Source organism: Streptomyces spinoverrucosus, assembly GCF_006539505.1.
GTDB classification, from domain to species: Bacteria; Actinomycetota; Actinomycetes; order Streptomycetales; family Streptomycetaceae; genus Streptomyces; species Streptomyces spinoverrucosus.
The window spans coordinates 96,433-117,916 of record NZ_BJND01000028.1 but is presented as its reverse complement, the minus strand read 5'-3'; the positions used below and the strand labels follow the sequence as shown (position 1 = coordinate 117,916).

22 protein-coding genes are annotated in these 21,484 nt (G+C 72.3%); 14 read left to right on the top strand and 8 right to left on the bottom strand.

Annotated elements, in window-relative coordinates:
* The first annotated feature begins 22 nt into the window (after positions 1–22).
* Positions 23–649 carry a GNAT family N-acetyltransferase gene (locus tag SSP24_RS21125; RefSeq protein WP_141311229.1) on the top strand — a complete coding sequence of 209 codons (627 nt, stop codon included), beginning with the start codon at positions 23–25 and terminating at the stop codon, positions 647–649.
* Positions 646–1,530 (top strand): GNAT family N-acetyltransferase, encoded by an 885-nt coding sequence (locus tag SSP24_RS21120; protein WP_141311228.1) that lies wholly within the window; start codon positions 646–648, stop codon positions 1,528–1,530. The genes SSP24_RS21125 and SSP24_RS21120 overlap by 4 nt, the downstream gene beginning before the upstream one ends.
* Before the next feature lie 11 nt (positions 1,531–1,541).
* Here the strand turns inward: SSP24_RS21120 and SSP24_RS21115 are convergent, their stop codons facing one another.
* The 3 genes from SSP24_RS21115 to SSP24_RS21105 form a co-directional block, all read right to left on the bottom strand.
* Complete coding sequence (locus tag SSP24_RS21115; RefSeq protein ID WP_141311227.1) at positions 1,542–2,207, bottom strand: pyridoxine/pyridoxamine 5'-phosphate oxidase; 666 nt, start codon at positions 2,205–2,207, stop codon at positions 1,542–1,544.
* Between the two features lie 41 nt (positions 2,208–2,248).
* Positions 2,249–2,674: a pyridoxamine 5'-phosphate oxidase family protein gene (locus tag SSP24_RS21110; protein WP_141311226.1), complete on the bottom strand. Its 426-nt coding sequence runs from the start codon at positions 2,672–2,674 to the stop codon at positions 2,249–2,251.
* A gap of 75 nt (positions 2,675–2,749) precedes the next feature.
* On the bottom strand, positions 2,750–3,919 hold the full coding sequence (locus SSP24_RS21105; protein ID WP_141311225.1) for a thiolase C-terminal domain-containing protein: 1,170 nt from the start codon (positions 3,917–3,919) through the stop codon (positions 2,750–2,752).
* Positions 3,920–4,007: 88 nt separating this feature from the next.
* Between SSP24_RS21105 and SSP24_RS21100 the strand changes: the two genes are divergently transcribed.
* Together SSP24_RS21100 and SSP24_RS21095 are read left to right on the top strand one after the other, a co-directional pair.
* A complete protein-coding gene (locus tag SSP24_RS21100; RefSeq protein WP_141311224.1) occupies positions 4,008–5,192 on the top strand; it encodes an acyl-CoA dehydrogenase family protein in 1,185 nt (394 codons plus the stop codon).
* On the top strand, positions 5,192–5,662 hold the full coding sequence (locus SSP24_RS21095; protein WP_141311223.1) for a nitroreductase family deazaflavin-dependent oxidoreductase: 471 nt from the start codon (positions 5,192–5,194) through the stop codon (positions 5,660–5,662). Before SSP24_RS21100 ends, SSP24_RS21095 begins: the two co-directional genes overlap by 1 nt.
* A 37-nt stretch (positions 5,663–5,699) precedes the next feature.
* Here SSP24_RS21095 and SSP24_RS21090 read toward each other — a convergent pair whose 3' ends face one another.
* On the bottom strand, positions 5,700–6,320 hold the full coding sequence (locus SSP24_RS21090) for a LysE family translocator (protein ID WP_141311222.1): 621 nt from the start codon (positions 6,318–6,320) through the stop codon (positions 5,700–5,702).
* A gap of 82 nt (positions 6,321–6,402) precedes the next feature.
* Between SSP24_RS21090 and SSP24_RS21085 the strand changes: the two genes are divergently transcribed.
* Positions 6,403–6,855, top strand: coding sequence for an Lrp/AsnC family transcriptional regulator (locus tag SSP24_RS21085; RefSeq protein ID WP_141311221.1), 453 nt, complete (start codon positions 6,403–6,405; stop codon positions 6,853–6,855).
* Between the two features lie 88 nt (positions 6,856–6,943).
* On the opposite strand, the gene SSP24_RS21080 is transcribed toward SSP24_RS21085, so the two are convergent.
* On the bottom strand, positions 6,944–7,579 hold the full coding sequence (locus tag SSP24_RS21080; RefSeq protein ID WP_141311255.1) for a TetR/AcrR family transcriptional regulator: 636 nt from the start codon (positions 7,577–7,579) through the stop codon (positions 6,944–6,946).
* Between the two features lie 134 nt (positions 7,580–7,713).
* Here SSP24_RS21080 and kbpA point away from each other — a divergent pair, with 134 nt between their 5' ends.
* Positions 7,714–8,448, top strand: a complete 735-nt coding sequence (gene kbpA, locus SSP24_RS21075) for an AfsK-binding protein KbpA (RefSeq protein WP_141311220.1) — start codon at positions 7,714–7,716, stop codon at positions 8,446–8,448.
* A 213-nt stretch (positions 8,449–8,661) separates the two neighbouring features.
* Positions 8,662–11,028 (top strand): protein serine/threonine kinase AfsK, encoded by a 2,367-nt coding sequence (gene afsK, locus SSP24_RS21070; protein ID WP_141311219.1) that lies wholly within the window; start codon positions 8,662–8,664, stop codon positions 11,026–11,028.
* Positions 11,029–11,176: 148 nt separating this feature from the next.
* On the opposite strand, the gene SSP24_RS21065 is transcribed toward afsK, so the two are convergent.
* The 3 genes from SSP24_RS21065 to SSP24_RS21055 are packed head-to-tail and all read right to left on the bottom strand — an operon-like array spanning position 11,177 to position 13,515.
* Positions 11,177–11,950, bottom strand: a complete 774-nt coding sequence (locus SSP24_RS21065) for an enoyl-CoA hydratase/isomerase family protein (protein ID WP_174864679.1) — start codon at positions 11,948–11,950, stop codon at positions 11,177–11,179.
* A complete protein-coding gene (locus SSP24_RS21060) occupies positions 11,947–12,357 on the bottom strand; it encodes a Zn-ribbon domain-containing OB-fold protein (RefSeq protein ID WP_141311217.1) in 411 nt (136 codons plus the stop codon). Before SSP24_RS21060 ends, SSP24_RS21065 begins: the two co-directional genes overlap by 4 nt.
* A 9-nt stretch (positions 12,358–12,366) precedes the next feature.
* Positions 12,367–13,515: a lipid-transfer protein gene (locus SSP24_RS21055; protein ID WP_141311216.1), complete on the bottom strand. Its 1,149-nt coding sequence runs from the start codon at positions 13,513–13,515 to the stop codon at positions 12,367–12,369.
* 103 nt (positions 13,516–13,618) lie between these two features.
* Between SSP24_RS21055 and SSP24_RS21050 the strand changes: the two genes are divergently transcribed.
* The 7 genes from SSP24_RS21050 (at position 13,619) to afsR (ending at position 21,447) form a co-directional block, all read left to right on the top strand.
* Positions 13,619–15,175 carry a FadD3 family acyl-CoA ligase gene (locus tag SSP24_RS21050; RefSeq protein ID WP_141311215.1) on the top strand — a complete coding sequence of 519 codons (1,557 nt, stop codon included), beginning with the start codon at positions 13,619–13,621 and terminating at the stop codon, positions 15,173–15,175.
* 120 nt (positions 15,176–15,295) lie between these two features.
* Entirely contained in the window at positions 15,296–16,552 is a 1,257-nt protein-coding gene (locus tag SSP24_RS21045) for a helix-turn-helix domain-containing protein (RefSeq protein ID WP_141311214.1), read from the top strand.
* A gap of 154 nt (positions 16,553–16,706) precedes the next feature.
* Positions 16,707–17,015: a hypothetical protein gene (locus SSP24_RS21040; protein ID WP_141311213.1), complete on the top strand. Its 309-nt coding sequence runs from the start codon at positions 16,707–16,709 to the stop codon at positions 17,013–17,015.
* Positions 17,012–17,239, top strand: a complete 228-nt coding sequence (locus SSP24_RS21035) for a hypothetical protein (protein WP_141311212.1) — start codon at positions 17,012–17,014, stop codon at positions 17,237–17,239. Before SSP24_RS21040 ends, SSP24_RS21035 begins: the two co-directional genes overlap by 4 nt.
* A complete protein-coding gene (locus tag SSP24_RS21030; RefSeq protein ID WP_141311211.1) occupies positions 17,236–17,586 on the top strand; it encodes a DUF6415 family natural product biosynthesis protein in 351 nt (116 codons plus the stop codon). Before SSP24_RS21035 ends, SSP24_RS21030 begins: the two co-directional genes overlap by 4 nt.
* A 392-nt stretch (positions 17,587–17,978) precedes the next feature.
* Positions 17,979–18,422: a CYTH domain-containing protein gene (locus SSP24_RS21020; protein WP_141311209.1), complete on the top strand. Its 444-nt coding sequence runs from the start codon at positions 17,979–17,981 to the stop codon at positions 18,420–18,422.
* 79 nt (positions 18,423–18,501) lie between these two features.
* On the top strand, positions 18,502–21,447 hold the full coding sequence (gene afsR / locus SSP24_RS21015; protein WP_141311208.1) for an SARP-family global regulator AfsR: 2,946 nt from the start codon (positions 18,502–18,504) through the stop codon (positions 21,445–21,447).
* Positions 21,448–21,484: the final 37 nt, after the last annotated feature.

The following is a 21,484-nucleotide window of genomic DNA, read 5'->3' as shown; positions in this document are numbered from 1 at the left end:
AGCGCCGGGATTGAATGGGTCGATGGCCCTCATGAACTCGCGGTCCCTCACCCACCCGCACCCCGAGCTGTACGGCCACGGTCTGCGCCTGCGCCGCTGGGACCCGGCCTCCGACGCGGACGCCGCGACCTGGCTGCGTGGCCTGTCCGACCCGGATTTCCGGCGCTGGAACACACCCCTGGCCCCCGTCTCCGACCTCGCCTCGGCCCGCGCCTCCCTCCGTGCCAAGGCCGACAACGCGGCGAACGGCGCGAGCGCGTCCTTCCGCATAACCGACGCGGAGACGGGTACGACCCTCGGCCACATCGGCGTCAACGAGATCGACCACGTCTTCCGCGTCGCCCGCGTCGGCTACTGGATCCTCCCCGAGGCCCGCGGCCGGCGCGCCGCCACCCGCGCCCTCACCCTCGCCGCCCACTGGGCCCTCACCGACCTGGGCATGCACCGCCTGGAACTCGGCCACGCCGTGGGCCACGAGGCCTCCTGCCGCATAGCCGACCGCTGCGGCTTCCCGTACGAGGGCACCCTGCGCGGCGCGATGTGGGAGGCGGACCGCCGGGACGCCTTCCGCGACGTCCACCTGCACGCCCGCCTGGCGACGGACCCGGAGACCGACCCGGAGGCCGGTGCTGCGGTGGACGAGCCGTGAGGCGCGCGTCCGGCGAGCACGCGGCCGCCACCTGGACCCTCACGGAGGACCTCGACGCCTTCCTCGCCCACGTCGGCCCCTTCCTGCGCTCCCGCCCAGCCCTGCACACCGTTCCCCTCACCGTGACCGACGCCCTGCGCAGGCACGGACTGCGCACGTACGGGGACGAGCCGCCGTTCTTCGGCTTCCTGGAGCGCGCCGGAGCCGTACGAGCGGTCTGCTTCCGTACGCCGCCGCACTGCCTGTACCTCACCGCCCTCACCCCCGACGAGGCCGACGCCTTCGCCGCCCACCTGGCGGCCCGGTCGGAGCGGCTTCCCGGTGTCGCCGGGGTCCGTGACACCGCCGCCGCCTTCGCCGGGGCCTGGCAACGTCACACCGGCGCCGTCGCGACGCTGCGCGGGCGCCAGCTGCTCTACCGGCTCGGCTCGCTGACGGTCCCGGAGCCCGCCCCGCCGGGCCGGGCGAGGGTGGCGGACGAGCGGGACCGTGAACAACTCGCCCGCTGGTACGTCGAGTTCACCAGGGACGTGGGCGGGAATCCGGCCCGGGACCCGGGCGCCTGGGCCGACGCCCGCATCGCCCACGGCGGCGTCACCCTCTGGGAGAGGCCCGACGGCACCCCGGTCGCCATGGCCGGCGTGACGCCCGAGATCGCCGGTCAGGTACGGGTGGCGCCCGTTTACACCCCGGCTCCCTTCCGGCGACGCGGTTACGCGGGAGCGGTGACGGCCGAGGTGAGCCGCGCGGCACTGGCGGCGGGCGCCGAGGAGGTGCTGCTCTTCACGGACCTGGCCAATCCGACCAGCAACGCCCTCTATCGGAGGATCGGCTACGAGCCGGTGGTGGAGTTCGCGACGTACGCCTTCGACGGCCGGTAGGCCGTACGGTCTCACGGCCAGAGCAGTTCCTTGCCCCAGCCCTCACCCCTCCTGACGTACCGAAGCCGCACATGCCGCCGCCGCTCGTCCCCCTGGAAGAACTCGACCTCGTCCGCGCGCAGCCGGTACAGCGTCCAGGTCGGCGACGGGGCCTCGGGGTCCTCCTGGGCCCTGGCCCACGCCGTTTCCGACGCCTGCGCCAGGGCCTCCAGGGACTCCAGCGGCGCGCTCTGCCGCCCGGTCAGCGCGGCGGCCAGCGCGCCGGTCGAGCGGGCGTGCAGGTCGGCCAGGCTCTCGGCCGGTGGGGCCGTGGTGACCGGGCCGCGGATGCGGATCTGGCGGCCCTGGACGTGCCAGTAGAAGCCCAGGGCGGCGTACGGCCGCTCGGCGAGCTGGCGGCCCTTGCGGCTGTTGGCGTGCGTCGCGAAGGACCAGCAGTCCTCCTCCGCGCCGTGCAGCATCACCGTCCGTACATCGGGCAGGCCCGCTTCGTCCGACGTAGCCAGGGACATGGTGTGCGGTTCCGGCTGCCCCGCCGCCACTGCATCAGCGAACCAGGTGGTGAAGAGCGGGAGCGGCGAGGCGGGAGCGGCGGCGGGGTCGAACGGCGGCAGGGACGTGACCTTCGGGTCCCACACCCGCAGCGACCTCAGCAGCTCGTGAAGATCCGGTTCCATGCCGTCGAGTATCGCGGGTACCCCGGGTGGGCCCGGGGGGTCTACACCGAGCCCAGGTCCGACGACACCCACCGCTCCGGACGCATCCGGATGACCACCATCTCCCCGTGGTTCTTCAACGAGAACTCGACGTATTCCTCGACCTTCTCGGCCGGCAGATACCGCGCCGAGATCTCGCGCAGCTGCTCGACTGTGAAGGGGACGGTGTCCACGACCGGCCCCTCGACCGAGACGTAGCGGATGGTGGGATCCACCCGGTCGACCATCAGCGTGAAGCGACCGGCCGCGCTGATCAGCCGGTGCTTGCGGGAGTCCAGCCCCGTCAGGATCCACGCGTCACCGCCGGGCTCGTACTGGTACCAGATCGGCACGCTGAGCGGGGCCCGGCCCTCCTCCGCGGCCACCGCCAGCGCGGCGATGTGCGGCTCGGCCAGGAACTGCTCGCGTTCTTCGCGGGTCAGTGCCATACGGAATCTCCTCCAGCGGCGTCGTCGTCGAACAGCCTCTACGACCAGAACACCACGTTCGGGGCCGGTGTTCCGTCAGCGACCCAGTACCACCGTCCCCGAGGAGCAGAACCAGCCCCCCGTCCCCGACGCCACCCCCAGCCGCGGCAGCCCCCCGTCCGCGCCGCGCACCTGCCGCGCCCCCGCCTCCCCGCGCAACTGCCGTACCGCCTCCACCAGCAGGAACAGTCCGCGCATCCCGGGATGCTGGGCCGACAGACCGCCCCCGTCGGTGTTCACCGGCAGCTCCCCGCCCTCGACCAGCAGCCGCCCCTTCTCGACGAACGCCCCGCCCTCGCCCTTCCCGCAGAAGCCCAGGTCCTCCAGCGTCACCAGCGTCATGTAGGTGAAGGCGTCGTAGATCTCCGCGAAGTCGATCTCCGCCGGACGCACCCCGGCCCGCTCGAACGCCAGCCGCCCGCTCACCGCCGCCGGGGACCGGGTGAAGTCCGGCCACTCGGACATCGCGGAGTGGGAGACGTGCTCGCCGGTGCCGAGGACCCACACCGGAGCGGTACGGCAGTCCCGTACGACGTCCTGCGCGGCCAGCAGGACCGCCGCGCCGCCGTCCGAGCGGATGCAGCAGTGCAGCTTGGTGAAGGGGTCCGCGATCATCGGGCCGTCCAGGACGTCGTCGAGGGTGATCGGGGTGCGGAACATGGCCTCCGGGTTCAGTGCCGCGTTCGCCCGCGCCTGCACCGCGACCTCCGCCAGCTGCTCGATCGTCGTCCCGTACTCGATCATGTGACGGCGGGCCGCCATCGCGTACTTGGCGATCAGGGTGTGGCCGTACGGCACCTCGAACTGCAGCGGCCCGCGCGCGCCGAAGGAGAGATTGCCCGTGCGGCGCCCGGCCTTCACATCCGCGCGGGCCGTCGAGCCGTACACCAGCAGCACCGCCCGCGCGTGCCCCGCCGCGATCGCGTTCGCCGCGTGCGCCGCCATCACCTCCCACGTCGAACCGCCGACCGACGTGGAGTCGACCCAGGTGGGGCGCAGGCCCAGATACTCGGCCACCTCCACCGGCGCCAGCACGCCCGTGCCGGCCGACGCGAACCCGTCGACGACCGACCGGTCCAGACCGGCGTCCGCGAGGGCCCGGCGGGCCGCCTGGGCGTGCAGGGTGTACGGAGTTGCGTCATCGACACGGCCGCAGTCGGACAGGGACACGCCCACCACGGCGACTTTCCGGGTAGCAGCAGCCATGTTTCTGACGGTACATCAGGAATGGCTCTGGGCGGTTGGGCGGCGTCGGCCTAATATGACAGGCCGTCAGATCGAGAGGGGCCCGTTCATGGACGCCAGCTTCACGCCCGAGCAGGACGAGATCCGCCGCACCCTCCGTGAACTGCTCCGCCGCCGCTGCACCCCCGAGCAGCTCCGCGCCGCCCTCGACACCCCGGCCGGACACGACCCCGCCCTCTGGTCCGCCCTCGCCGAACGGCTCGGCCTGCCCGGCCTCGCCCTCCCCGAGGCGTACGGCGGTGTCGGCTGCTCGGCGACCGAACTCGCCCTCGCCGCCGAGGAGACCGGCCGCGCGCTGGCCCCGTCGCCAATGATCCCCACCGCCGTCCTCACCGCACCCCTCCTCCTCACCCTCGGGACCGCAGCACAGCGCGCCGAGCTGCTCCCGCGGATCGCCTCCGGCCACCTCACCGCCGCCCTCGCCGTTCCCGGCCCCCACCTCGCCACCGCCCTCGCGCTGACCGGCGACAACGCGGGCGACTGGGCGGGCGGCGGCCGGGCAGGGGGCGTACAAGCGCGCCGGTCGGACGGTGACTGGCGGCTGTACGGGGAGGTCGACCAGGTGCTGGACGGGCACAGCGCGGGGCTGCTGGTCGTCGCCGCGCACACCGGGGGGTTCGCCCGGTCGCGGACGCTGCTGTTCCTCGTCCCGGGGGACGCCGCCGGACTGACCCGCGTACGGCAGACCGCCCTCGACGCGACCCGGCCACGGGCGCGGATCCAACTGCGGGACGTGAGAGCGGAGTTGCTGGGCACTGAGCAGTCCCACGTCCTCGACGCCCTCGCCGCGCTCGGCGACACCGCCGCCGCCGTTCTCGCCGCCGAAGCCGTCGGTGCCGCCGACCGCGCCTTGGAACGGACCGTCGAACACGTCGGGCAGCGCGAGCAGTTCGGGCGGCCCATCGGCTCCTTCCAGGCGGTCAAGCATCGGCTGGCCGACGTGTACGTGCAGGTGCAGGCGGCGCGTTCGGCGGCGTACTACGCCGCATGGGCCACCAGCCACGGCGAGCGGGTCGGCGGGCTGGCGCTCGCGCAGTCGCTGGAGGCGCTGCGGACCGCCGCTGCCGAGGGCATCCAGCTGCACGGCGGGATCGGTTTCACCTGGGAGCACGACGCCCACCTGTACTTCAAGCGTGCGGCCGGTGACGAGCTGCTGTTCGGGCCGGTGCACCGGCTGCGCGCGCATGCCGCCGAGGCGGCGCGGCTGTTCGAGCGGGCGGAGGTGGCCGTCTGATGGGTGTCGCCGGGATCGTCCAGAAGGTCTCCTCGACCCGGGGCTTCGCGAAGGTCGCCCCGTACGTCGTCCCCGCCCTGGACCGGGCCGTCCACCGCCTGACCGGCGGCAAGGTGCTGCTGAGCGCGACGCTGCTGCCGGGCGTGATCCTGACCTCGACCGGCGCGCGGAGCGGGCAGCGGCGCCGTACGCCGCTCGCCTGTATGACCGAGGAGGGCGGGCGGAGCTGGATCCTCGTCGGTTCCAACTTCGGCCGGACGGGTCACCCGGCCTGGACCCACAACCTCCTCGCCCATCCGGACGCCGAGATCAACTTCAAGGGCCGGGACATCCCCGTCACCGCCCGGCTGCTGGTGGGGAAGGAGCGGGCGGCGGCCTGGCGGGCGGTGCTGGCGTTCTGGCCGCCGTATGCGACGTATCAGGCGCGGGTGACGCGCGAGATCCGGGTCTTCAGGCTCGTACGAAAGTGATCGCGCTCGTACGAAGATGACTCTCCGCTGTAGCTCCCTACAGCGTCGCCAGCCGCTGTACGAGGAGAAACGCGCCGATCCCCAGCATCGCCGCCCCCGACGTCCGGGCCACCGCCCGCGCCGCCGCCGGGCGCGCCCCCAGCACCGCGCGTGCCGCGACGCCGACGCCGAGGTAGACCACGGCGCAGCACGCCATGTGCAGCAGCCCGAGGACGGCGGTCTGGGCCGGGACCGGCAGGTGCCCGTGCCCGAGGACGAGGAACTGCGGGAGTACCGAGAGGTAGAGGAGCAGGCCCTTGGGGTTGAGCCCGCTGATCATCGCGCCGCGCAGGAAGACCCGTCGCCCGGCCACCGGGGCGTCGTCCCCGGCCTCCGGCGTTCCGGGGCGGCGCAGCACGCCCCACCCCAGCCACACCAGATACGCCGCCCCGACCACCGTCAGTGCCGTGAGCAGCACCGGCGAGCCCGCCACCAGGACCGCCAGGCCCGCCGCCGCGAGCAGCGTGTGCAGCGCATAGCCGCTGACCAGGCCCGCCACCGCCGTGACCGGCGAGCGGTCGCGCAGACCGGCCGAGATCACATACGCCCAGTCCGCGCCCGGTACGCACACCAGCAGCAGGTCGAGGGCGAGGAAGGAGATCAGGGTTGCGGAGTCCATGGTGGCGAGATTAGGCGGGAAGCGCCCGAAAGTGTTCCTGAAGTTTCCCCGTGATCGCGATTTGTGGGGGAGAATCTTCCCCATGGATGACATGGACCGGAAGATTCTTGCCGAGCTGCAGCAGGACGGGCGGCTGACCGTGACCGAGCTGGCCGCGCGGGTGCGGCTGAGTGTCTCGCCGTGTCATCGGCGGCTGCGGGAGCTGGAGCGGTCGGGGGCGATCAGCGGGTACCGGGCGATGGTCGATCCGGGGGCCGTGGGGCTGACCTTCGAGGCGCTGGTCTTCGTGTCCATGCGGCAGGAGGACCGGGACACGGTCGCCGAGTTCGAGAAGGCGGTCAGTGAGGTGGAGCACGTACTGGACGCGCAGCGGCTGTTCGGGGAGCCGGACTATCTGCTGCGGGTGGCCACCGCGGACCTCGCCGCGTTCCAGCGGCTGTACGACGAGCGGCTCGCGACGCTGCCGGGGGTGCAGCGGCTCACCTCCACGCTGGTGATGAAGCACGTGGTGAAGGACCGGCCGCTACCGGCGTGACACGTGACAGGCGGTGGCCCACACGGGTGAACCACCGCCTGCCTGACAGGACTTGGAAATGGAATAAAAGGGAAGGGGGCCGTCGCGGCTATCTGGTCGGCTTCTTTCCGGTGATGCCCAGATGCACCAACAGAGCCAGATTCGGCTTGAGTTCGGCCTGCTTGACGCCCCAGCTCTGGAAGCCCTTCTGGTGCGAGGCCACCGCCGCCAGCATCGCGACCAGGGAACCGGCGATCGCCGCCGGGTTCACGTCCTTGTCGACGCGGCCCTTGGACTGGAGTTCGGTGACAGCGTCCACCAGGGAGTTGTTCACGGAGTTCAGGATCTTCATGCGGATCTTGTAGAACCGCTTGTCCCCCTCGGCGGCGCCGAGATCGACGACGCGCAGGATCGCGTCGTTCTTGCGCCAGAACTCCAGGAAACCGTCGACGAGTTCCTGGGCGGTCTGCCAGCCGGCCTTGCCGACCCAGGTGCGGCCTTCGAGGAGTTCCGTCAAGCCGGCGCCCTCGGCGGCCATTTGCTCGGCGATCTCCAGGACGGCGCCCTCGACGTCCGGGAAGTACTGGTAGAAGGTCGCGGGCGAAGTGCCCGCCCTCCGGGCCACATCGATGACCTTGACGTCCCGGTAGGGAGACGAGCTGAGCATCTCGCTGAGGCAGTCGAGCAGCTTCTGCCGGGTCGCCTGCCCACGCCGACCGGCCACGCGGCCGTCGACGGTACGCACTTGTCCTGTCATGCCGTCAGCTTACCGAGGGGTGATCGGAGCGCGATTCGGCCGACTGCAAATGGGGTGCATGGGGTATCTGGGCGCGGTGTGGCCGGTGAGCGGGGTGTGGACGGCGCCGCTACTTTGGCGGCATGGCCGAAAACAGCACATCTGCTCGCGAAGCGGCGTACACCGAGGGCGTCCCGTGCTGGGTGGACGCGCAGCTGGCCGATCTTGAGGCGGGCAAGCGGTTCTACGGTGAGCTCTTCGGGTGGTCCTTCCAGCCGTCGTACGGCGGCACCGTGTGGGCGTACCACGAGGGCGAGCCCGTCGCCGCGCTCGCGCAGAAGGCGGACGGCCGGCTGCCCACCGTCTGGACGGTGTACTTCGCGACGCCGGATGCCGAGGCGCTCACCCGGCGGATCCGGGCGGCCGGCGGGCAGGTGGTCACCGCGCCGATGCCGGTCGGCGAGCTGGGGGTCGCCGCGCTGGCCACCGACCCCGAGGGTGCGGTGTTCGGCCTGTGGCAGCCGGGGACGCACGCGGGCTTCGGTGTGCGGCACGTGCCCGGCGCCTTCGTCTGGGCCGAGCTGTACGCCCGTGACACCGCGGCCGCCAACACCTTCTACGGCGATCTCTTCCACGACGCCCTGTTCGGGCCGGACGCCGAGCCCGACTTCGGCCGCGCCCCGCTCGCCGACGTCTTCCCGGCCGAGATGCCGCCGCACTTCATCGTCCACTTCGCGGTGGCGGACTGCGAGGCCGCGCTCACCGAGGTGAACCGGCTCGGCGGCCGGATCCAGGCGGGACCTTTCGACACTTCGTACGGCACGGTGGGGGTGGCCACGGACGACCAGGGGGCGTCGTTCGGGGTGCTCCAGCGCTGACGCATCGCCGATCCCCCGCCGATCCGGCGGGCTGTGCGCCAACACTTGCCCCGGTATGGGGTGAGACACCCGATATGTCACCGGGCTCGCAACCTGCGGCCTGGACAGGAAGAATCGGGGTGCGTGCCGCCACGGCGGTGCGGTGGTGAGACGCTGCACTTCGGTCGCGTCCATATGTGGGTGACGCGGCTCGTACGGGGAGGTGGCAGGCAAGTGGTGGATCAGCTGACGCAGCACGATCCGCGGCGGATCGGGCCGTTCGAGGTGCTGGGACGGCTGGGGGCCGGCGGCATGGGGCTGGTCTATCTCGCGCGCTCGGCTTCCGGGCGGCGCGTGGCGATCAAGACCGTGCGGACGGAGCTCGCCGAGGACCAGCTGTTCCGCGTCCGCTTCACGCGCGAGGTCGAGGCGGCCCGCGCGGTCTCCGGCTTCTACACGGCGGCCGTGGTCGACGCCGACCCGCGCGCCGCCGTGCCGTGGCTGGCGACCGCGTACGTCCCCGCGCCCTCCCTCGAAGAAATAGTGAACGACTGCGGGCCGCTCCCGGCCCAGGCGGTGCGCTGGCTGGCCGCGGGCGTCGCGGAGGCGCTCCAGTCGATCCACGGCGCCGGGCTCGTCCACCGTGACCTCAAGCCCTCCAACGTGCTCGTCGTCGAGGACGGCCCCCGGGTGATCGACTTCGGTATCGCCTCCGGCGTCTCGAACACCCGTCTGACCATGACGAACGTGGCCGTCGGCACGCCCGCCTACATGTCCCCGGAGCAGGCGAAGGACTCGCGCTCCGTCACCGGCGCCAGCGACGTCTTCTCGCTCGGCTCGATGCTGGTGTTCGCCGCCACCGGACACCCGCCCTTCCACGGCGCCAACCCGGTCGAGACGGTCTTCATGCTGCTCCGCGAGGGCCCCGACCTCGAAGGCCTCCCGGACGAGCTGCGCCCGCTCATCGAGTCCTGTATGCAGATGGACCCGACCGCCCGCCCCAACCCCGCCGACCTGCAGGCCCAGCTCGCCCCGCACCTGTTCGGCTCCGGTTCCGACGACAGCGGTACTGCGTCGGCGTGGCTGCCCGAGAAGGCGGTCGCCCTGATCGAGGCCCGCCGCGGCGGCCGCCCCGCCGCCAAGCCCGTGTCCGGCGCGAGCCGTGGCTCCGGCCGCCCGCCCGCCGTGCCGCCCCCGCCCTCGCACGACCCCGCCGTTCCGCCGCCGCCCGTCACCGCCCCGCCGGTGCCCGCGCCGGTCGGCGCCCCCGACGGCGGCCCGGTCCGGCTGGCCGGCGCCCCCGTGCCGATCGGCCCAGGACCGCGCGTCGCCGACGCCCGCGCCGCCGCCGTCAAGGCACCCCCGCCCGAGGCGGGCCTGGCCGCCTCCTGGTCCAAGCCGCGCCCCGGAGTCAACGGCGCCGAACCCGCCGTACCGGCACCGCAGCCCCCGGCATCCCCGGAGAGCCCGGCGGGCTGGCGGCCCTGGCGGTTCCGGATGTCCAACGACGTCTGGGGCACCCCGGCCGTCGACGGCGACCTCGTCTACGTCACCTCCTTCGAGGTGCACGCCCTCGACGTGGCCACCGGGCGGCGCCGCTTCAAGACCCGGGACGTGGCCTGGTCGATGGCGGTCGCGGACGGCCGGATCCACGCCTCCGACGGCCCCACCCTGTTCGCCCTGGACGCCCGCGAGGGCAGCGACCTGTGGCGGCTGTCCACGGACGCCTGGGTGTACTCCCTGAAGGCCGAGCGCGGCACCGTCGTCACCGGCACGCGCGGCGGCGGCGTCCAGGCCTGGGAGGCCGCGAGCGGCCGCAAGCTGTGGGAGATCACCGGCTGCCAGAGCGACTTCGAGAACCCCGAGGCCGGGCCCGCGCTCCACGACGGCACCGTCTACGTCTGGAGGGACGCCCGCCTGCGCGCCCTGGACGCCCGCACCGGCGACGAGCGCTGGTCGTACCCGATCGGCGACGCGGCCTCCTGCGGCGGCGTCCCGGTCCGCGTTGCGCCCGCCCCCGACGGCTACGTCTACATCACCGCCGGCACCCGCGTCCTCGCCGTCGACATCGCAGGCGGCCACGTCCGCTGGCACTTCGAGGCACCGGCCGTCTTCCTCTCCCCGCCCGCCTTCGCGCCCGGCCCCGCGGTCACCGGCGGCGGCGTCTACCTCGCCGACTACCTCGGCACGGTGTACGCCCTCGACGCCACCGACGGCCGCGACCGCTGGCGCATCGCCACCGAGGCCCGGGCGTCCGTCGACCCGGTGCTGGTCGCCGCCGGGCACGTCCACGTCGGCAGCGGCACCGGTCTCTACACCCTGGACGCGGTCACCGGCACACCCAAGTGGCGCTTCCAGGCGGGCGGCGACATCGTGGGCGCGCCCTCGGTCGCCGAGGGCCGCATCCACTTCGGCGCCACCGACCACCTCCTTTACACGCTCAAGGCCGACGACGGCCGACTGCGCTGGAAACTCGCCACGGGCGGCGAGATCACCGGCTCCCCGGTCGTCAAGGACGGCATCGTGTACGCGTGCAGCAAGGACCGCTGCGTGTACGCCCTCGACGCGGAGAAGGGCACGGGCACGGCCCGCACCGCCTGAACCGTGCCACGGGACGGCCGTCGTACCGGGCGCACGGAAGGGATTTCCAGACGGCGGCCGTCGCTCGGGCGAGCCCGGCGTTCACCGTGCTCACACAAGACGCTACGTCCAGTGAGTGAGGGCCGCCACGCGAGCCGCGCCTGCGGGCTCACCGCGTCCGGTGCTCCCGGCGCCGGGCGCGGAACAGCTCCGTCTGCAGCCCCGTCGGCGCATTGCCCAGCGCGATCAGCGCCGGTGCCTGCGCGAACGCCGCCGCCAGGGCCGCCTCCCGGCCCGCCCACAGGGCCCGCACGGTCCCCTGGACGGCCTCGGGAGGGTACCCGGCGAGTACCGTGGCGCAGGTGGTCGCCGCCGCCAACGCCCCGCCGGGCGACGTGAGTTCGGACACCAGGCCCACCTCGTACGCCCGCCGTGCCGACATCCGTTCCGCCGTGCCCATGAGCGCTATCCGCGCGGCCTCCCCGTACGGCATCCGCTGCGCCATCAGCATCGACTCGTACGCGCTGACCATCCCGTACGTGGTGTGCGGGTCGAAGAAGGTGGCCGTCTCGTCGGCGACCACGAACTCGGCCTCCCCGAGCAGGTAGAAGGCCCCGCCGCAGGCCATCCCGCTCACGGCCGCGACGACCGGCTTCCACAGATCGTTCGCCTTCGGCCCGACCCTCAGCAGCGGATCGTCCTGCATGTACGGCGATCCCGGCTGCGGCACCGACACGTCCCGGTCGATGCCGGTGCAGAAGGCCCGCTCACCGGCGCCGGTGAGGACAACGGCCCGCACCGAGTCGTCGTACCGGAACTCCCGCCAGGCGGCGGTGAGTTCGTCGGCCAGGGCGAGGTCGATGGCGTTGAGCCGCGCGGGCCGGTCGAGGGTGACGACGGCGACGCCGGTGTCCTTGTCGGCGGTGACGCGGAGGCCGCTCATCCGTACACCCACTGCGGAACCCCGTCGTCGGTGAAGACGACCCGCACCTTCGCGCCGATGCGGACCCGGTCCGGCGGAATGGAGTCGAGGCGCGCGCCGGCGCGGGCGACGAGGTTGCCGACCAGCCGTATCCTCGGGGCCTCCGCCAACTCGACCAAGACCACGTTGTACGGCGCCTGCTCGGCGTAGTCGGGCAGCAGGGGCGGATGCGGGACGACGTACGACCAGATGCGCCCGTGCCCGGACATCCGGCGCCACTCGGCCGCGAAGGACTGGCAGTGCGGACAGCACGGGCGGGGCGGGAAGCGCGGTTCGCCGCAGTCGGCGCAGGCCTGGACACGCAGCTCGCCCTGGGCGGCGTACCGCCAGAACGGGGCGCCCTCGGGGTCGATGACGGGACTCAGCATGCTCGCTCCTCAACTCCTCAGCAGCAGCGCGGACGTGGGGACCCCTTCACCGGCGGTGACCAGGCAGGTCGCGGCGCCCGGCACCTGGGCGGTACTGCTCCCGCGCAACTGCCGCACGCCCTCGGTGATGAGGTTGAACCCATGGACGTACGCCTCGCTCAGCCCCCCACCGGCGGTGTTGAGCGGCAGCCGCCCGCCGATCTCCAGCGCGCCCCCCTCGGTGAACGCCCCGCCCTCCCCCCGACCGCAGAACCCGTAACCCTCCAGGGACAGCAGGATGAGCGGCGTGAACGCGTCGTAGATCTGCGCCACATCCACATCCTGTGGAGTGAAGTCGGCGTGCTTCCACAGATGCCGGGCGGCGGTCCAGGCGGGCCCGGTGAGCGGGTCGTCGTTCCAGTAGTTGACCATGCCGTGGTGCTGGGCGGGCAGCCCCTGCGCGGCGGAGTGCACGTACACGGGCCGCTGCCGGCAGTCCCGGGCCCGCTCCCGCGAGACGACGACACAGGCCAACGCACCGTCCGTCTCCAGGCAGTTGTCGTAGAGGCAGAGCGGCTCGCTGATCCAACGGGAGGTCATGTACATCTCGCGGGTGAGGGGCCGGTCGTACATCATCGCGGCGGGATTCTGATTGGCACGGTTCCGGCAGGCGAGGGCGACATTGAACAGGTGATCGCGCGTGGCCCCGTATTCGTGCATGTAGCGCCGCGTGAGCATGGCGATCTCGTCGGCGGGCCGCAGCAGCCCGAAGGGCCGCGTCCACTGCCCCGGGGTGGGCAGCTGAACCGCCGTATTGGTCCACGGCCGGGGCCCACTGCCCCGCTTCCGCGACCGCCAGGCCACGCCCACGGTCGCCTGCCCGGCGGCTATCGCGGCGGCGAGATGCGCCACGGTCGCACACGAACCGCCACCCCCGTACCCGACCTTGCTGAAGAAGCTGAGGTCGCCGAACCCGACGGCCTTCGCGAGCTCGACCTCGTCGGTCTCCTCCATGGTGTACGAGGCCAGCGCGTCGACCTCGCCCGGCGAGATCCCGGCGTCGTCGAGGGCGGCGAGGACGGCTCGGCAGGCGAGGGTCCGTTCGTCCTCCGGGAGGTGCTTGGCGAAGGCGGTCCGGCCGATGCCGACGATCGCGGTGGCGTCCTTGAGGCCTGCCATGACCTTGCGCACCTCCATGCATCCACATGGGCAACTGCTGACAGACCGTCAGGCTACAGCTAATCTGACGGTACGTCAGCTCACCGAAATCGGGGAGGCCGTTATGCGCAGAGACCGGGAGTGGAGGAGCATTCCGGGCCTGGTCCGGTGGGCCGCCGAGCGGTACGCGGACGTGGAGGCGGTGGTCGAGGGCCGCACCCGGATCTCGTACGCCGAACTGGGCGCCCGAGTCGAACGGGCGGCGGCCGCCTGCCTCGCCCACGGCCTGCGCCCCGGCGACCGGGTGGCCATCTGGGCCCCCAACTCCCTCGACTGGATCGTCTCGGCGCTGGGCGCGGTGTCGGCGGGCGGGGTGCTGGTACCGCTGAACACCCGCTTCAAGGGCGCGGAGGCACTCGACGTGCTGCGCAGGAGCGGGACGCGGCTGCTGTTCGTGACGGGGACGTTCCTCGGGACGTCGTACGTGGCGTCGCTACGACGGGCGGCGGGACCGGGGCAGCTCCCCGAGCAGGTGGTCGTACTGGCGGAGGACGCACCGCCGGACTTCCGCACCTGGAAGGACTTCCTGGCGGAGGGCGAGGGGGTGGGGTCGGACGAGGTTCTTGAGCGGGTCTCCTCGATCTCCGCCTCCGCCCCCTCGGACATCATCTTCACGTCCGGCACGACGGGCCGCCCCAAGGGCGCGGTGATCACCCACGCGCAATCGCTCCGCGCATACGACATCTGGGGCGACCTGGCGGGCCTGCGCCAGGGCGACCGCTACCTGATCGTCAACCCCTTCTTCCACACCTTCGGCTACAAGGCGGGCGTCCTGGCCTGCCTGATGCGGGGCGCGACGATGATCCCGCAGCCGGTGTTCAACGTCGGTACGGCGCTGGCGAACATCGCGGCGGAACGGGTGTCGGTCCTCCCCGGCCCGCCGACCCTCCTCCAGTCCCTCCTCGACCACCCCGCCCGGGACGCGCACGACCTCTCCGCGCTGCGGCTGGTGGTGACGGGCGCGGCGGTCGTACCACTGCGCCTGGTGGAACGGCTGCGCGGGGAACTGGGCGTGGAGACGGTCCTGACGGCGTACGGCCTCTCCGAGGCGAGCGGCATCGTGACGATGTGCCGCCGGGGCGACGACCCGTCGGTGATCGCCTCGACGTCGGGCCGGGCGATCCCCGGCACGGAGGTACGCGTGGACGCACCGCCCGGCGCCCCCGGCGAGGTACTGGTCCGTGGCTTCAACGTCATGCTCGGCTACTACGAGGACCAGTCGGCCACGGACGAGGTCCTGACGGCCGACGGCTGGCTGCGCACGGGGGACGTCGGCGTCATGGACGACGCGGGCAACCTCCGCATCACGGACCGCATCAAGGACATGTTCATCGTCGGCGGCTTCAACGCGTACCCGGCGGAGATCGAACAACTCCTTGCCCTGCACCCCGATGTGGCGGACGTGGCGGTGATCGGCGTACCGGACGCCCGGCTGGGGGAGGTCGGGAAGGCGTACGTGGTGCGGCGGGCCGGGGCCGTGCTGACCGGGGACGACCTGATCGCGTGGGCCCGGCGGGAGATGGCGAACTACAAGGTGCCGCGGGTGGTGGAGTTCGTGGGGGAGTTACCGCGGAATGCGAGTGGGAAGGTGGTGAAGGGGCGGCTCAGGGCGGGTGGTTAGGGCCTGTCGCGAAAGTGGATCACGGTTGTGGTGATCCACGCGATGAGAGGGGCCGAACGCTGCTACTCCCAGCAACGCTGGGGGTACCGTTCTGAGTGCGACGTCAGAACGGAGTTCAGGATGCCTGAGCAAACCGACATTCCAGCCCCCACGACGTTCGGACAGCGAGTTCAACACGCTCGCGAACGCACAGGCAAGACCAGGGCCGTGGTGGCAGGACTCATGGACCAGTCCACCGAGTGGGTAAAAGCCATCGAGACCGGCCGCATCGGAATGCCCCGACTGCCGAAACTCCTCCGGCTCGCGCATGTCCTCGGCGTCGAGGACCTCGCCGAACTGACCGGAGAGGAGCGCATCGCCGCCACGACCTACAGCAAGGCCCAGCACGGCGCTTTGCCCGTCATGAAGCGCGCACTGACCACCTACCAACTCGCGCCCGCCGACCGGGAACCAGAGCCGGCAGACGTGCTAGCTGCGCGCCTGCGTCAGGCGTGGAAGCTGTGGCACGCCCATGACCGCCGCACCGGCCCGAGGAACACCATCGAGGGCAACCGGTCCCGCATCGTCGCCCTCCTGCCCGCACTGCTTGCGGACACCCGGCACGCCACCCGCGCCCTCGACGGAGCCGACCGCCGACGGGCTCTGGTCGCGCTCGCCGAGACGTATCACCTGGCTCAACTCTTCCTGAGCTTCCAGCCTGCCCCCGATTTGGTGATGGTCACCGGCGACCGCGCCATGGCCGCGGCCCAGGACGCCGACAGCCCGCGCGCAATCGCCGGCGCTGCCTGGTATGTCAATCACGTCCACAGGGACGCCGGGGAGGCTGCAGAAGCGCGCGTCGACCTCGCCGAGCAGGCAGCCGAACTATTGCCATCCAACGACGACCCGGACCACATCGCCCGCCGCGGGCTGCTCCACCTGGCGGTTGCCCTGTCGTACGCGAAGACTGGGCAGGCCGGGGACGCATGGCGGTACTGGGACAAGGCCGATGCCGCGGCCCGCCAGCTCGGGGACGACTACGCGCACCCATGGCTGATGTTCGGGCGGGGCATCGTCGACGGCTACGCGATCACCATGCACAACGACTTGGTCCAGCCGGGCAAGGCGCTCCAGGTTGCCGACTCCCTCGACTTGAACCGGATTCCGTCGGCCACCCGCCGTTCGTACCACCTGATCGAGACGGCCCGCGCGTACGGCTTGGTCGGGGAGCGCGTGTCGGCTGTCGCCCTGCTCAAGAAGGCCTACGAGGAGTCCCCGGAGACGGTCGAGTACAACCTGCACACGCGGAGCGTTCTGCCGGAGTTGGTGAAATCGGGGCCATTCGTGGTTCGCGATGACGCGCTCAAACTGGCTCGGAAACTGGCTGTGCCTGTGTGATCACGCAACGGGTAGGAACCGTACCCTTCGCCATGAGGGTAGGGGCCGTACCCCTTCGCGCTCTCAACCGCCCATAACGTCGACAGCTCAGATGACCCCGGCGACCGCGCGAACGGTCCCGGGGCGTGGCCAACGCTACTGAGGAGCGTCGACGATGCCATCTGTACCACGGGCTCTCGCAGGGCTGAGAGACCGCGTGTTCGGGCGGCGTGCGCCCGGCACGAACGCCCGCACCGCCACGGTTCGCACGGTCTTGCCGGACTCGGCGGATTGCCCGTCCCCGGAGATGTGGGGCGCCATCCTCGCCGGTGCGCGCCGCCGCAGGGCCGCCCACCTCTGGCCGGCCGCCGTGCCCTCCGTCTGGGAGCCCCAGACGAGCGCCCTCGTGCGCGCGTACGTACTACCTCCGCAAGAGCGCGCGCGGGTGTTCGTGGCACCGGCCGGGGAGGCGCAGTGGCGATGACGGCGTACAAGCCCTTGCTCCACGAGACCGTCGAGGAGACCGTCACCAGGAAGGTCGGCAAGGTGATGGGCTTCGAGGGCCCGTACGTGCAGCTGCGGCCCGTCGGCGGTGGCCGGGAGTGGGATGCCAAGCCGGAAAACCTGAAGCCGGTCACGGTCTCTGAGGGCCTCAGCGCTGCCGTCGCGGCCGCCAACGCCCGGTCCAGGGGTGAGCTGCGACCGTGAACACCTCCCACCCGATCGACATCGGGACCATGCGCAGCACCGCGCACCGGCTGCTCGCCGACGACGCCGAACCGCCCAGCTCCGAGGAGCTGGAGACGCTCACGCTCCAGCTGCGGGGGCACATCGATCTCCTCATTCCCGAGGTGGAGACGGCCGCGCTGAGGCTGCCCAGGTACTACCCGCCCCGCGACAGCGCGCTGACGTTGGTGTGGGTAGCGCGCAGGCTGCTGACGTCCGGCCCGCCTCCGGGAGCGGAGGTACACCGGGAGCTCGCACACTGCCATACCGCCCTGTGCGATCGCTATGAGCAGCTGAGCAGCAGCCCGGCCGGGCAGGGCGGGCCATGACCGCCCCCGCGACGGAGCGCGCGCCCCTGTCGGCGGAATGCACACTCGCGAGGGCCCCGGGATACAGCGAGCTCCACCGTGACTGCCGCCAGACCCAGGACATCCCGCTGCCCCACTCGACGGGCATCCTGCTCCAGCGCCGGTGCGGTTGCTCCTGCCACGCCTACAACACACGGCCTGGCACCTGAACGCCCGCCCCGGCATGAAGGGGGCCGCACGGAGACCGCACACCAGCAGAGCCCGTCCCGCCGGAGGCTCCGCACGACCTTTGGCGGGGCGGGTCCCACGTCCCCAGGAGTGCACGTGCCTGGTTCCACGTTCACCACCGCTCTGAAGACCGCCGCCACCAACGCAAGCGGGCGCTGGCCGGCGGCGGACAGGGTCTGACGCGGATGCTGGCGGGCCTGGGCTGCAAGCCCGACGCGCCTGTGACGGAGGTGGACACCTACTACAGCTGCCCGGGCGTGGACTACATGAAGACCGTCGAATGTCTGCGGGTTCGTCAGCGAGGCGACTTCCCGGAGATCACCTACAAGCCGCCGTCCACCACGGCCACACACAGCACGGACAGCGTGATCTCCAAGCCGGAGACCAACGTGCATCTCATACCCGGCCATGCTGGGCTGGCTGACCAGCTGCTGGAGAAGAGGATCGTCGCGGAAACCGAGCAACAGCTCGGTGTGTCGGACTGCCCCGTCATCGACCTGCCGTACCGCGACCTGGGCGGCGTGAACCGACCGCAGGTGTATCTCGGACGGCCCTTCGTGCTCAGGTCAGTGCGGAAGTGTGCGAAGAGGGTGTGTGGGGCTTGTGGGATCCCGTGCACCCAGCTGTGACTGCGGTCTCGGCGGCTGACGCATCTGCCATGAGCAAGGCAAACTGACAGGGTTGCTCAGGTTGTCTAGGGGGACGGCTATGGACGGGGTGCCGGCACAGAGGCGTCCGGGCGGTGTGGACGAGCCCGTCGCGCTGCGCTTCAGTGTGCTCGGACCGGTGCGTGCCTGGCGTGGTGGCGAGCCGCTCGCCACGGGTTCCCCGCAGCAACGCGCCCTGCTGGCCGCGCTGCTGCTGCGCGAGGGCCGTACGGCGACCGCGGCGCAGCTGATCGACGCGCTGTGGGGCGAGGAGCCGCCGTCGCAGGCGCTGGCGGCGGTGCGGACGTATGCCTCACGGCTGCGCAAGGCGCTGGACGCCGATGTGCTGGTCAGCGAGTCCGGCGGCTACGCGATCCGGTCGATCGGGGACGGCGCCCTGGACCTGGCGGTGGCGCAGGACCTGGCGGCGGACGCGGAGAAGGCGCGGGCCGCCGGTGACCTGGGCCAGGCGCGGAAGGTGCTGGGGCGGGCGCTGGACCTGTGGGACGGGGAGGCGCTGGCGGGGGTGCCGGGGCCGTACGCCGAGGCACAGCGCGTACGGCTGGAGGAGTGGCGGCTGCAACTCCTCGAATCCCGACTGGACATGGACCTGGAGCAGGGCTGCCACGCCGAGGCGGTCTCCGAGCTCACCGCCCTGACGGCGGCGCACCCCCTGCGGGAACGGCTGCGCGAGCTGCTGATGCTGGCGCTGTACCGGTCGGGCCGGCAGGCGGAGGCGCTGGCGGTGTACGCCGACACACGGCGCCTGCTGGCGGACGAGCTGGGCGTGGAGCCACGGCCCGGACTACGGGAGTTGCAGCACCGGATCCTGACGGCGGACCTCGGGCTGGCGGAGCCGTCGGCGCCGGTCGCGGAACCGCCCGTGACCCCGGTCCGACCGGCGCAACTCCCCGCGACGGTCCCCGACTTCACGGGCCGTGCCTCCTTCGTGGCCGAGCTGAGCGAGGTGCTGGCGTCGGCGGAGGGCCGCGTGATGGCCGTGTCGGCGCTGGCCGGGATCGGCGGCGTCGGCAAGACGACCCTGGCCGTCCATGTGGCGCATCAGGCGCGTTCGGCGTTCCCGGACGGGCAGCTGTACGTCGACCTCCAGGGCGCCGGTCCACGGGCGGCGGAACCGGAGACGGTGCTGGGCTCGTTCCTGCGGGCGTTGGGCACCGCGGATTCCGCCATTCCGGACTCCCTGGAGGAACGGGCGGCACTGTACCGGTCGGTGCTGGACGGCCGCCGGGTGCTGGTGCTCCTGGACAACGCCCGCGACGCCGCGCAGGTACGGCCACTGCTGCCCGGGACGGAGGGGTGCGCGGCGCTCGTGACGTCCCGGGTGCGGATGGTGGACCTCGCCGGGGCGCACCTGGTCGACCTGGACGTGATGTCCCCCGACGAGGCGCTGTCGCTCTTCACGAAGATCGTGGGCGAGGAGCGGGTCGCCGCCGAACGGGAGGCCGCGCTGGACGTGGTCGCCGCGTGCGGCTTCCTCCCGCTGGCGATCCGCATCGCGGCGTCCCGCCTGGCGGCCCGCCGCACCTGGACGGTCTCGGTCCTGGCGGCGAAGCTCGCGGACGAACGCCGCCGCCTGGACGAACTCCAGGCCGGCGACCTCGCCGTGAAGGCGACCTTCGAGCTGGGCTACGGCCAACTGGAGCCCGCCCAGGCCCGCGCGTTCCGCCTGCTGGGGCTGGCGGACGGTCCGGACACCTCGCTGGCGGGGGCCGCGGCGGTGCTGGATCTGGCCGTCGAGGACGCCGAGGACCTGCTGGAGTCGCTGGTCGACACCTCCCTGCTGGAATCGGCGGCCCCCGGCCGCTACCGCTTCCATGATCTCGTGCGGCTCTACGCGCGTGCCTGCGCCGAGCGGGACGAGCACCCGCCGGGTGAGCGCGACGCGGCGATGTCCCGGCTGCTGGACTTCTACCTGGCCACGGCGGCGGGCGTGTACGCGATCGAGCGGCCCGGCGACCGGCTGGTGGACCACCTCGCGGCCACCGACCGCCCCGGCCTCGCATTCCCGGACCGCGCGTCCGCCCGGGACTGGCTCTACACCGAGGCCAACTGCCTGCTGGCGTTCGCCCGGCAGAGCGCCGACCGGCCGGCCAGCCTCCGCCGGGCCATCGACCTGCTGTGGGCCGCGCACGACCTCTCGGAGTCGGGGGCCAACTCCCGGGAGTACGAGGCCACGGCGAAGGCCCTGCTGGACGCCGCCCACCAGGTCGGTGTGGCGCAGGAGGAGGCGCGGGCCCTCATGACGCTGGCCCACGCCCATATCGACGGCGGGCGGTTCGACATGGCCGACCGGGAGGCCGAGCAGGTCATCCGCCGGGCCCGCGAGGCGGCGGACCTGCTGCCCGTGTGCTGGGCCCACAACGCCCGCGGCGTCATCGCGCTCTACCAGAACCGCAACGCGGAGGGCGAGGAACACCTCTCCCAGGCCATCGAGCACTTCCGCACCCTCGGAGACCGGCCGGGCGAGGCCAGCGCCCTGTGCAACCTCTCCCGGATCCACCTGGCGACCGGGCGGACGCAGAGCGCCGTCGCCCTGGCCCAGGAGGGCATGGAGATCTACGACACCATGGGGAACTCCATGCGCGGCGCCAACGGCCGCTACGCCCTGGGCGTGGCGCTCACGCAGAGCGGGCAGCTCGACGCGGCGGCGAACCGGCTGCTGGAGGCGCTGGAGGTCTTCCGCGACAGCCGTCAGCGGCTGTGGGAGGGCATGACCCTCTTCCGCCTGGCCGAGGTCGACATCGCCGGGCGGCGCTTCCCGCAGGCGGCCGCGAACGCGGAGATGGCGTTGACCGTGCTGCGGGGCATCGGCGGGGAGTGGCGCCGAGCCAACGTCCTCACCGTCCTCGGCCGTGCGCTCTCCGGCATCGGCCACTCGGGCCGCGCCCAGGTCTGCTGGCAGGAAGCCGTCCGCGTCTACGAGGAGTTGGACTCACCGGAGGCCGCCGAGGTCCGCGCACTCCTGACGCCACTCCGAGCGGCCTGACACCCCCCCGGGGGCGTTCATCATTCGTTTATCGCCG

Bases quoted from the DNA above. Each gene is read 5' to 3' on its own strand.
- SSP24_RS21125 (WP_141311229.1), top strand. From the start codon at position 23: ATGGCCCTCATGAACTCGCGGTCCCTCACCCACCCGCACCCCGAGCTG.
- SSP24_RS21115 (WP_141311227.1), bottom strand. From the start codon at position 2,207: ATGGAACCGGATCTTCACGAGCTGCTGAGGTCGCTGCGGGTGTGGGAC.
- SSP24_RS21110 (WP_141311226.1), bottom strand. From the start codon at position 2,674: ATGGCACTGACCCGCGAAGAACGCGAGCAGTTCCTGGCCGAGCCGCAC.
- SSP24_RS21105 (WP_141311225.1), bottom strand. From the start codon at position 3,919: ATGGCTGCTGCTACCCGGAAAGTCGCCGTGGTGGGCGTGTCCCTGTCC.
- SSP24_RS21100 (WP_141311224.1), top strand. From the start codon at position 4,008: ATGGACGCCAGCTTCACGCCCGAGCAGGACGAGATCCGCCGCACCCTC.
- SSP24_RS21095 (WP_141311223.1), top strand. From the start codon at position 5,192: ATGGGTGTCGCCGGGATCGTCCAGAAGGTCTCCTCGACCCGGGGCTTC.
- SSP24_RS21090 (WP_141311222.1), bottom strand. From the start codon at position 6,320: ATGGACTCCGCAACCCTGATCTCCTTCCTCGCCCTCGACCTGCTGCTG.
- SSP24_RS21085 (WP_141311221.1), top strand. From the start codon at position 6,403: ATGGATGACATGGACCGGAAGATTCTTGCCGAGCTGCAGCAGGACGGG.
- kbpA (WP_141311220.1), top strand. From the start codon at position 7,714: ATGGCCGAAAACAGCACATCTGCTCGCGAAGCGGCGTACACCGAGGGC.
- SSP24_RS21065 (WP_174864679.1), bottom strand. From the start codon at position 11,950: ATGAGCGGCCTCCGCGTCACCGCCGACAAGGACACCGGCGTCGCCGTC.
- SSP24_RS21060 (WP_141311217.1), bottom strand. From the start codon at position 12,357: ATGCTGAGTCCCGTCATCGACCCCGAGGGCGCCCCGTTCTGGCGGTAC.
- SSP24_RS21055 (WP_141311216.1), bottom strand. From the start codon at position 13,515: ATGGCAGGCCTCAAGGACGCCACCGCGATCGTCGGCATCGGCCGGACC.
- SSP24_RS21050 (WP_141311215.1), top strand. From the start codon at position 13,619: ATGCGCAGAGACCGGGAGTGGAGGAGCATTCCGGGCCTGGTCCGGTGG.
- SSP24_RS21045 (WP_141311214.1), top strand. From the start codon at position 15,296: ATGCCTGAGCAAACCGACATTCCAGCCCCCACGACGTTCGGACAGCGA.
- SSP24_RS21040 (WP_141311213.1), top strand. From the start codon at position 16,707: ATGCCATCTGTACCACGGGCTCTCGCAGGGCTGAGAGACCGCGTGTTC.
- SSP24_RS21035 (WP_141311212.1), top strand. From the start codon at position 17,012: ATGACGGCGTACAAGCCCTTGCTCCACGAGACCGTCGAGGAGACCGTC.
- SSP24_RS21020 (WP_141311209.1), top strand. From the start codon at position 17,979: ATGCTGGCGGGCCTGGGCTGCAAGCCCGACGCGCCTGTGACGGAGGTG.
- afsR (WP_141311208.1), top strand. From the start codon at position 18,502: ATGGACGGGGTGCCGGCACAGAGGCGTCCGGGCGGTGTGGACGAGCCC.